We start from the raw sequence: 8,872 nt of genomic DNA on the forward strand, positions 1-8,872 counted from the left end.
GCCGAGGTGCCCACCATCTGGCTGGACCGGACGATCGGCGAGTCCAACTTCAACCTCGCCGCCTGGATCCCGCGCTACCTGCGGTGGTACCGGTTCGCCTTCGGACCGCCGCTGACCAAGGAGCAGGTGGCCCGGGCCGCCACCGCCATCGCCATGCAGAACAACAAACCGACAAAGGGAAAGCGAAACTCGTGAGCACGCACTCTGCACAGGACCAGGCAGCACGGCAGAAGGTCATGGTGTCCGGCTCGGCCGGCTTCATCGGTGGTTACGTGGTCGAAGAGTTGCTCCGCCGCGGCTACTCGGTGGTCGGCATCGACAACTACTCCAAGTACGGCCCGGTCACGAAGTCCTACGACAACCACCCGGACTACCACTTCGTCGAGGGTGACGCCCGCGACGTCGAGCTGATGACCAAGCTGCTGTCCGACTGCGACCACTTCATCGCCGGTGCGGCGCTGATCGGCGGCATCTCCTACTTCCACGCCTACGCCTACGACCTGCTCGCCACCAACGAGCGGATCATGGCCTCCCAGTGCGACGCCGCGATCGCCGCCCACCAGAACGGCAAGCTGCAGAAGGTCACCTACCTGTCCTCGTCGATGGTGTTCGAGTCCACCGAGCACTGGCCGTCCAAGGAGGGCGACGAGCGCAAGATCCCGCCGCCGCTGTCGTCCTACGGCTTCCAGAAGCTGGCGGTGGAGTACTTCGCCAAGGCCGCCTGGGACCAGTACAAGCTGCCGTACACCATCATCCGGCCGTTCAACTGCGTCGGCATCGGCGAGGGCCGGGCGCTCGGCGACGTCGAGATCGCCTCGGGCAACGTCAAGCTGGCGATGAGCCACGTGGTGCCCGACCTGGTGCAGAAGGTGGTCAAGGGCCAGGACCCGCTGCACATCCTCGGCGAGGGCAACCAGATCCGGCACTACACCTACGGCGGCGACCTGGCCAAGGGCATCGTCGAGTGCATGGCGCAGCCGGCGGCCTTCAACGACGACTTCAACATCTCCACCCCGGTGAGCACCAGTGTCCGGGAGCTGGCCGAGGTGATCTGGCGCAAGATCAAGGGCGACGCGCCGCTCACCCTGGTCAGCGACGAGGCCTTCGAGTACGACGTGCAGCGGCGGGTGCCGGACGTGACCAAGGCCAAGGAGGTGCTCGGCTTCGAGTGCACCACCAGCCTGGACACCATGCTGGACGAGGTCATTCCGTGGGTGACCGAAGCGGTCGCCGACGGCCGGCTGTAGTTCGCTACCCGTCCTGCCGTGCCCCCGGCCGAAGCCACGAGCCGGAACGACCGCGTCGAGCCGATCTCGGAGCCCGTACCGGCCGGTGTCAACAGGTCCGATAATGGGCCAGCCGGTGCTGGCAGGTCCGGGGACGGGCCGACCGGTGCTGGCAGATCCGATGACGGGCCGGCCGCCCGACCGCCGCTGCGGCTGACCGCGCGCGGCGTCGAGGCGCTGGCCGCCGCCGGCGCCGTGCTGCTGGCCATCCTGGTCAGCGGGTACCGGATCTCGGTGGCGCACACCGCGCGCTACCCCGGGCATGCCGACCCGGCCTTCACCTTCGGGGTGGCGCAGAACATCGCGGCGGGCCGCGGGCCGGACATCGACTACGTCTGGCACTTCCTGGTGCCGGGCACCCCGCTGCACCACTACGCCTTCGACTACTGGCTGCCGCTGCCCTCGCAGCTGATGGCGCTGGTGCTGGGCCACGGCCGGGGCCTGTCGGCCGCCCTGACGCTCAACGTGTTCCTGGTCGCCGGGATGTCGGCCGGCGCCTACGCGCTGGCCCGGACGCTGAGCGACGTGGTCTGGGTGCCGGCGGTCAGCGCCGCCGCGTCCCTGGTGCAGCCGGTGGTGTCGGCCTATGCGATGCAGGCCGAGAGCGCGGTCTACCTGGGCGCGTTCGCGTTGCCGGCGATGGCCGCCGCGGTCGCCGCCCGCCGCCGGCTGTGGTGGTGGCCGGTGGCCGGTGCCTTCGCGGGCCTGGCCGCGATGTCGCGCAGCGAGGGGCTGCTGCTGTGCGCGGTGCTCGGCGTCGCGGCCCTGGTGTGGCACGGGGCCGGCCGGAACTACCTGCGGGCCGGGCTGCTACTGGCCGGCTACCTGGTGGTCTCGGCGCCCTACCTGGTGACCAACCTGCGGCACTTCGGCTCGCCGCTGCCGCCGGCCGCGAACGACTTTCCCTACGTCAGCGGCTACGAGGACCTGTTCGCCCCGCACGTCCAGCACTCGCTGTCGGCGCTGCTGGCCGGCAGCCCGGCCCGCTTCCTCGACCTCCGCGTCCACCTGCTGGACCTGCAGCTCGAGGCGGCGTTCGTGGCGATGGCGCCGATCGCGTCGGTGCTGGTGCTGATGCTGCTCGGCAGCCTGGCGCTGCGGGGGTTCGGCGGGGACGCCGGCCTGCCCTGGCGGGCCCGGCTGGCGTCGATGCTCGACTCGGCCTGGCTGGTGCCGGTCGGGTTCCTGCTGCTGGTGGTGATCTTCGAATGCCTCATCGCCCCGGCGGTCGCCGCGGGCGGCGCCATCGTCAAGGTGATGATCACCGGGGTGCCGGTGCTGCTGGTGCTGGCAGTAGTCCAGCTCGGCCGGCTGCGGCTGCCCGCGGTGCTGACGGCGATCTGCTGCGTGATCCTGGTCGGCTACCCGCTGACCTCGGTGGCCTACAACTCCCGGGCGACCGTCCGGCACAACAACGACATCGGCCGGGCCGCCGCCGGGCTGGCCTCGACGCTGCGGGCCGAGGCCGGCTGCCTGGGACGTCCGGTGGTGCTGATGACCCGCCAGCCGTGGGAGATCAACCAGGCGACCGGGGTCTCGACCGTCATGCTGCCCACCGGATCGCTCGCCGAGATCCTGGAAGTGGCCCGGCAGTACGGGGTGACCGACATCGAGAACCCGGGGGTGCGGCTGGACCCGGCCACGCTGGCTGGCGCGCTGGCCACCGACGGGCCGTTCGCCCGCTCGAAGGCGGTCGGCAGCCGCAAGATCTACCGGATCAAGACCGCCACCGCCGACGCCCGCTGCTGACCGGTTGAGCCGTCGACCTCAGGCAGCGGTGGGAGTGGCGACCATGAAGGCCTGGGCGCCGAGCACCCGCCAGGCCAGCGGCATCCGCAGGTAGGCCTTGATCAGCACCGGCCAGCTGGGCAGCCAGCTCTTGGTGGTGTAGGGCAGGAACCGCGGGATGTTCTTGACCACGTCGAAGCCGGTGGCCGCGAACGCCTCGACCAGGGCCCGGTCGTCCACCGGGGTGATGTGGTCGAAGAACTGCCAGTAGTCGCGGGCGCAGAAGCGGACGTTGGGCTGCAGCACCAGCAGCCGGCCACCCGGCCGCAGCACCCTGCGCACCTCGACCAGGGTGGCCAGGATCACCTCGCGGCTGACGTGCTCGAAGAAGTTGGAGATGAACACCACGTCGACCGACTGCTCGGCGATCTCGACCAGGTCGTCCGAGCGGAGCACGTGGGTCTCCACGCCGGCGGCGGCCCGGACCTTGACGTCGGGGTTCAGGTCGACCGCGATCCGGCGGCCGGCCCGGATGTTGTTGATGAACTCGCAGTGCCCGGCGGCGAGGTCGAGCACCACCGCGTCCTCGGCGACCCAGGTCTGGAAGAAGTCCCGGCACAGCACGTCCCAGGTTTCCTGGCGCTGCTCGGACTCCTTGTCGAACCGGTTGCGATAGAGCGCTTTAAGCCCGTTTGACTCGAGTTCCACGGATAACAGCCGTCTTTCGGATCGGGGTCGGTGGGTCACCGTTATGGCAACGATACCGTCCGGAACCCGGTCCCAACGCAACCTGGGACTCCCCTGATGTCTGCACGGCCATGTAGCCTGGGGACGTCATGCGCGCGCTGCTCCTCCTTCGCGGCCGCGGCGAGGCACTGGGACGCTAGGACCCGCAGCTCGGCTGCCGGGCCACGTCCGGGTCGGCCCCCTCGTCGCGGGCGAAGTGCTGTGCCGGCATCTTTCCCTGTCCGTCGGCCCACTTCCCCTTTGCATTCGGAGCCTCTCATGCATAGTTCGAGTACTGCTGCCTACCGCACCACCCAGCGTCCCAGCCCGATGCCGGTGCACCGCTACCGGGCATTCCCCGCCGTCGACCTGCCGGACCGGCAGTGGCCGTCCCGCACCCTCAGCCGGGCACCGCGGTGGCTGTCGACCGACCTGCGCGACGGCAACCAGGCCCTGATCGACCCGATGAACGCCGCCCGCAAGCGCACCCTGTTCGACCTGCTGGTACGGCTGGGCTACAAGGAGATCGAGGTCGGCTTTCCGGCGGCCAGCCAGACCGACTTCGACTTCGTCCGGGAGCTCATCGAGAGCGACCGGGTGCCCGAGGACGTCACCATCTCGGTGCTGACCCAGGCCCGGGAGGAGCTGATCGAGCGCACCGTCCAGTCGCTGGTGGGGGCCCGCCGGGCCACCGTGCACATGTACAACGCCGCCGCGCCGGTGTTCCGCGAGGTGGTGTTCGGCTTCCCCGGTGACGGCCGCGAGCAGTGCACCGCGGTCGCCGTCGACGGCACCCGGGCGGTGCTGAAGTACGCCGAGCAGTACCTGCTGAGCGGCGGCTCGGCCACCGAGTTCGGCTACGAGTACTCCCCCGAGATCTTCATGGACACCGAGCTGGACTACGCGCTGGAGATCTGTACCGCGGTGATGGACGTCTGGCAGCCCGAGCCGGACCGGGAGATCGTGCTGAACCTGCCGTGCACGGTGGAACGGTCCACCCCCAACGTCTACGCCGATCAGATCGAGTGGATGAGCCGCAACCTGCCGAACCGGGACGCCGTGGCGCTGTCGGTGCACACCCACAACGACCGCGGCACCGCGGTGGCCGACGCGGAGCTGGCGATGCTGGCCGGCGCGGACCGGATCGAGGGCTGCCTGTTCGGCAACGGCGAGCGGTCCGGCAACGTCGACCTGGTCACCCTGGGACTGAACCTCTACAGCCAGGGCATCGACCCGCAGATCGACTTCTCCGACATCGACGAGATCCGCCGGACGGCCGAGTACTGCAACCGGATCGGGGTGCACGAGCGGCACCCCTACGCCGGCGACCTGGTCTACACCTCGTTCTCGGGCTCGCACCAGGACGCCATCAACAAGGGCTTCTACGCAATGGAGCAGGCCGCCGCCGAGGCCGGACGGCCGATCGAGGAGATGCCCTGGGCGATTCCGTACCTGCCGATCGACCCGAAGGACGTCGGGCGCAGCTACGAGGCGGTGATCCGGGTCAACAGCCAGTCCGGCAAGGGCGGCGTGGCCTACATCATGAAGACCGAGCACTCCTTCGACCTGCCCCGCCGGCTGCAGATCGAGTTCAGCCAGGTCATCCAGCGGGCCGCAGAGGGCGTCGGCGGCGAGGTCGACGCCGCCACCATGTGGTCGATCTTCTCCTCGGAATACCTGTTCCGGCAGGACGCGCCCTTCGTGCTGAAGTCCTTCAACACCGTCTCCGAGGGCGGCGTGGACCGGGTCCGAGCGGTGGTCACCGCCTTCGGCCGGGACTGGCCGGTGACCGGGCTCGGCAACGGGCCGATCGCCGCGTTCTGCTCGGCCATCTCCGAACCGGACATGGGCCTGGGCGGCATCGGGGTGCGGGTGCTGGACTACTCCGAGCACGCGCTGACCGCCGGCGGCGACGCCGAGGCCGCCGCCTACCTCGAGATCGAGGTGGGCGATGAGGTGCTGTGGGGCGTCGGGGTCAGCGAGTCCATCGTGGCCGCCTCGCTGCGCGCGGTGATGAGCGCGGTGAACCGGTTCGCCCGCAACCGGTAGCCGGGCCGCTGCTGGCGGTGCTCCTTAGCCGCTGCTGTCTGCCCGGCACGGCCGTCGGGTGGGGTGCTGCCCTACTCGACGGCCCGCCGGCCGGAGAAGGCCCGCCCGAGGGTGACCTCGTCGGCGTACTCCAGGTCGCCGCCGACCGGCAGGCCGCTGGCCAGCCGGCTCACCGTGACGCCCATCGGCTTGATCAGCCGGGCCAGGTAGGTGGCGGTCGCCTCGCCCTCCAGGTTGGGATCGGTCGCCAGGATCAGCTCGGTGACGGTGCCATCGGAGAGCCGGTGCAGCAGCTCGCGCACCCGCAGGTCGTCCGGGCCGATGCCGTCGATCGGGCTGATCGCGCCGCCCAGCACGTGGTAGCGACCCCGGAACTCCCGGGTGCGCTCGATGGCGATCACGTCCTTGGGCTCCTCGACCACGCAGATCACCGCCAGGTCCCGGCGCGGGTCGCGGCAGATCCGGCACTCCTCGGAGTCGGTGACGTTGCCGCAGGTCCGGCAGAACTTCACCTCGGCCTTGACCCGGCGAAGGACGGCGGCCAGCCGGTCGACGTCGACGGTCTCGGCGGCCAGCAGGTGGAAGGCGATCCGCTGCGCGCTCTTGGGCCCGATGCCGGGCAGCCGCCCGAGCTCGTCGATCAGGTCCTGGACCGCACCCTCGTATATCAACGCGAGCTCACAGGCCGGGGATGCCCAGCCCGCCGAGGCCCATGCCGCCCATGCCACCGGTCAGCGGGCCGAGCTTGTCGGCCGCCAGGTCGCTGGCTCGCCGGGTGGCGTCGCGGACCGCAACCACCACCAGGTCCTGCAGGGTCTCGACGTCGTCGGGGTCGACCGCCTGCGGGTCGATGGTGATCGCCAGCAACTCGCCGTTGCCGGTCACCTTGGCCTGCACCAGGCCACCGCCGGCCGAACCCTCCACCTCGGTGTTGGCGAGTTCCTCCTGAGCCTCGGTGAGCTGGCGCTGCATCTTCTGCGCCTGCTTCATCAGCTGCTGCATGTTGGGCTGGCCACCTGGTCGCACGTCGGTCTCTTTCTGCTGCAGTCGGGGCGGGATCGCCGAGTCGCGGCAAGCCTAACCCTCGGCACTGTCAGTTTCGGTAGTCAGGTCCCCGTCATCGCTGGCGGCTAGATGCTGCTCCCCGGGTCAGCACCCGCGTTTGCCTTTCCCAGGACGGATTACCGATACCGTCGTAAGCCTCCGGTACTTCTCACACCAAAAAGCAGCGAAATGTACCCACGATGTTTAACATTCTTCCCTGTCCGTTTGCCTTGAGCCGATGCTCTGGGAGGAGTTTGATGACGACGCCACTTCAGCCTGGCTGGTATCCAGACCAGGTGTACGCGGGCTATGAGCGGTGGTTCGACGGGCAAGCCTGGAGCGATGCTACTCGGCCCGCCCAGCCACATGGGGCTGCTGCCTACGGTCTGCAGCCCTCCGAGATGCTGGGAAATGGATCGGTTGGTATTTCCGAGAGTGAAATTCCCGGCCAGGATGAGGCGAAGCCCCTCTCCATGGCGAAGTTGGCTCCCGTGCATCGAACCCGACGCGTCGTATTGATCGGCGCTGCATCCCTTATCGCTTTTGCTATCGCCGCCTTTGCCATCTTCACCGCGTGGGGGCCGAATCATGTGTCGAAGACATCAGTTAAAGGCGAGTTCCTCCTTGTCGACACTGAGACTGCCTATGCCAATTGCGTGGGGCAGGGAGGATATTCCGATATCAGTGCCGGCACCACCGTGATACTAACCAATCAAGACAATAAGATCCTTGGGTCAGCCAGCTTAGAGCCAGGAACTCCGAATAAAGAGTCGGGTACCTGCCTTTACTCGTTCACCTTGCCCAATATTCCGACAGACCAAGCACAGTATGCGGTTGAGGTATCACATCGCGGGAAAGTCGTTAACAGCAAGCAGGACATGGTCAACCAAGATTGGACGGTCAGCGCCTCAATGGGGCGCTGACCACGGGCCCTAGAGGTACTCTCAGGGAGGATTTGAAGGCAATACGACCGGATACTGGCTTGAGATGAGTCCTTCTCAACTTCACAGCTAGAGCACTTTGGGCAAATTTTGTTTAGTGCCCGTTATTGCCTCTGAAGAAGTAGCTGGGCAAGGCTGGTACAGGCCGCCTCGATCTGGGCCAGGGCAGCTTCGAACTCGGCGTCGCCGTCGTAGTACGGATCCGGCACGTCCAGCTCGCCTTCGACTGCCGCCGGGTCGTAGCTTCGCAGCAGGCTGATCGAGGCCGCCGCGTCCGCGGGGTCGTCGGCCAGCCTGGCCAGCTGGCCGAGCCGGGCCAGATGGCCGGCGTCCAGCGCGATCACCAGGTCGCGGCCGGCGAAGTCTGCGGCCTGGAACTGCCGGGCCACGTGCACCGGCGGTACGTAACCCCGCCGGACCAGGGCCTGGCGGGCCCGCGGGTCCATGTCCTTGCCGGCGTGCCAGGGACCGGTGCCGGCACTGTCGACGACCACCGCATCGGTCCAGCCGGCCTCGGCCAGCCGGGCCCGCAACACCACCTCGGCCGTGGGCGAGCGACAGATGTTGCCGGTGCAGACGAAGCAGACCCGGATCGGCGCGGCCGGCGTCCCGGCGGGCGCCGGCCCCTCAGGACGCATCGATCGGACGCGCGCCCAGGCTGGTCTGCAGCAACTCGATGGCGGCGGCCTCGGCGTCGCCGCCGGAGCGCCGCGAGCTGTGCACCTCGTCGGCCTCCTCGTCCACCCCGTCGTCCTCGGGCGCCGGGGGCGGTGGCGGGGGCGCCGGATCGGGTGCCGCCGGCCGGGACGCGCGGGCCGGGCGCTCGGCGCGCGGCGGCGGCTCGTAGTCGGGTTCAGGCGGCTCGTTGACGGGCGGGGCCGCCGCCCCGTTGCCGGGAGCCGCGGAGCTGACCGACAGCTGCCACTGGCCGAACACCACCGACTGCAGCACCTCGCGCAGCACCGACAGGTTGCTCTCGTCAGCGATCCGCTTGGCCAGCCCGGCCGGGGCCAGCAGGTTGACCACCTCGCCCTCGACCGAGGCGATCACCACCTCGTTCATCATGGCCCACTTGACCTTGCTGCGGTCCCGCAGCGC

The 8,872-nt window shown here is 69.0% G+C and carries 8 protein-coding genes and 2 pseudogenes; 5 read left to right on the forward strand and 5 right to left on the reverse strand.

What is annotated here, in order from left to right; translation table 11 throughout:
• The 3 genes and pseudogenes from VLJ82_RS12330 to VLJ82_RS12340 form a co-directional block, all read left to right on the forward strand.
• Window positions 1-195 (forward strand): annotated as a pseudogene (locus tag VLJ82_RS12330) (glycosyltransferase family 2 protein); the annotation flags it as partial.
• A gap of 41 nt (window positions 196-236) precedes the next feature.
• Window positions 237-1,247 carry an NAD-dependent epimerase/dehydratase family protein gene (locus tag VLJ82_RS12335; protein ID WP_408663659.1) on the forward strand — a complete coding sequence of 337 codons (1,011 nt, stop codon included), beginning with the start codon at window positions 237-239 and terminating at the stop codon, window positions 1,245-1,247.
• Between the two features lie 234 nt (window positions 1,248-1,481).
• On the forward strand, window positions 1,482-3,035 hold the full coding sequence (locus tag VLJ82_RS12340) for a hypothetical protein (RefSeq protein ID WP_408663653.1): 1,554 nt from the start codon (window positions 1,482-1,484) through the stop codon (window positions 3,033-3,035).
• 18 nt (window positions 3,036-3,053) lie between these two features.
• Here VLJ82_RS12340 and VLJ82_RS12345 read toward each other — a convergent pair whose 3' ends face one another.
• Window positions 3,054-3,722: a methyltransferase domain-containing protein gene (locus tag VLJ82_RS12345; RefSeq protein ID WP_408663654.1), complete on the reverse strand. Its 669-nt coding sequence runs from the start codon at window positions 3,720-3,722 to the stop codon at window positions 3,054-3,056.
• A gap of 297 nt (window positions 3,723-4,019) precedes the next feature.
• Between VLJ82_RS12345 and leuA the strand changes: the two genes are divergently transcribed.
• Window positions 4,020-5,789, forward strand: coding sequence for a 2-isopropylmalate synthase (gene leuA / locus VLJ82_RS12350; protein ID WP_408663655.1), 1,770 nt, complete (start codon window positions 4,020-4,022; stop codon window positions 5,787-5,789).
• A 71-nt stretch (window positions 5,790-5,860) separates the two neighbouring features.
• On the opposite strand, the gene recR is transcribed toward leuA, so the two are convergent.
• Window positions 5,861-6,457 (reverse strand): recombination mediator RecR, encoded by a 597-nt coding sequence (gene recR, locus VLJ82_RS12355; protein WP_408663660.1) that lies wholly within the window; start codon window positions 6,455-6,457, stop codon window positions 5,861-5,863.
• Window positions 6,458-6,467: 10 nt separating this feature from the next.
• The gene (locus VLJ82_RS12360; protein WP_408663656.1) at window positions 6,468-6,791 is read right to left on the reverse strand and encodes a YbaB/EbfC family nucleoid-associated protein; all 324 of its coding nucleotides are present in this window, start codon (window positions 6,789-6,791) and stop codon (window positions 6,468-6,470) included.
• A 299-nt stretch (window positions 6,792-7,090) separates the two neighbouring features.
• Between VLJ82_RS12360 and VLJ82_RS12365 the strand changes: the two genes are divergently transcribed.
• The gene (locus VLJ82_RS12365) at window positions 7,091-7,756 is read left to right on the forward strand and encodes a DUF2510 domain-containing protein (protein ID WP_408663657.1); all 666 of its coding nucleotides are present in this window, start codon (window positions 7,091-7,093) and stop codon (window positions 7,754-7,756) included.
• A gap of 122 nt (window positions 7,757-7,878) precedes the next feature.
• Here VLJ82_RS12365 and VLJ82_RS12370 read toward each other — a convergent pair whose 3' ends face one another.
• Both VLJ82_RS12370 and VLJ82_RS12375 read right to left on the reverse strand, forming a co-directional pair.
• On the reverse strand, window positions 7,879-8,412 hold the full coding sequence (locus VLJ82_RS12370) for a low molecular weight protein-tyrosine-phosphatase (protein WP_408663658.1): 534 nt from the start codon (window positions 8,410-8,412) through the stop codon (window positions 7,879-7,881).
• A pseudogene (locus VLJ82_RS12375) lies at window positions 8,402-8,872 on the reverse strand (hypothetical protein); the annotation flags it as partial. The gene VLJ82_RS12370 and the pseudogene VLJ82_RS12375, both read right to left, overlap by 11 nt.

It is taken from the genome of Jatrophihabitans sp., assembly GCF_035474675.1.
GTDB lineage: Bacteria > Actinomycetota > Actinomycetes > Mycobacteriales > Jatrophihabitantaceae > Jatrophihabitans_A.

Excerpts from the sequence above, each read along its gene's own strand:
- leuA (WP_408663655.1), top strand. The coding sequence starts at position 4,020 with ATGCATAGTTCGAGTACTGCTGCCTACCGCACCACCCAGCGTCCCAGC.
- VLJ82_RS12360 (WP_408663656.1), bottom strand. The coding sequence starts at position 6,791 with ATGCAGCAGCTGATGAAGCAGGCGCAGAAGATGCAGCGCCAGCTCACC.
- VLJ82_RS12370 (WP_408663658.1), bottom strand. The coding sequence starts at position 8,412 with ATGCGTCCTGAGGGGCCGGCGCCCGCCGGGACGCCGGCCGCGCCGATC.
- VLJ82_RS12365 (WP_408663657.1), top strand. The coding sequence starts at position 7,091 with ATGACGACGCCACTTCAGCCTGGCTGGTATCCAGACCAGGTGTACGCG.
- VLJ82_RS12335 (WP_408663659.1), top strand. The coding sequence starts at position 237 with ATGGTGTCCGGCTCGGCCGGCTTCATCGGTGGTTACGTGGTCGAAGAG.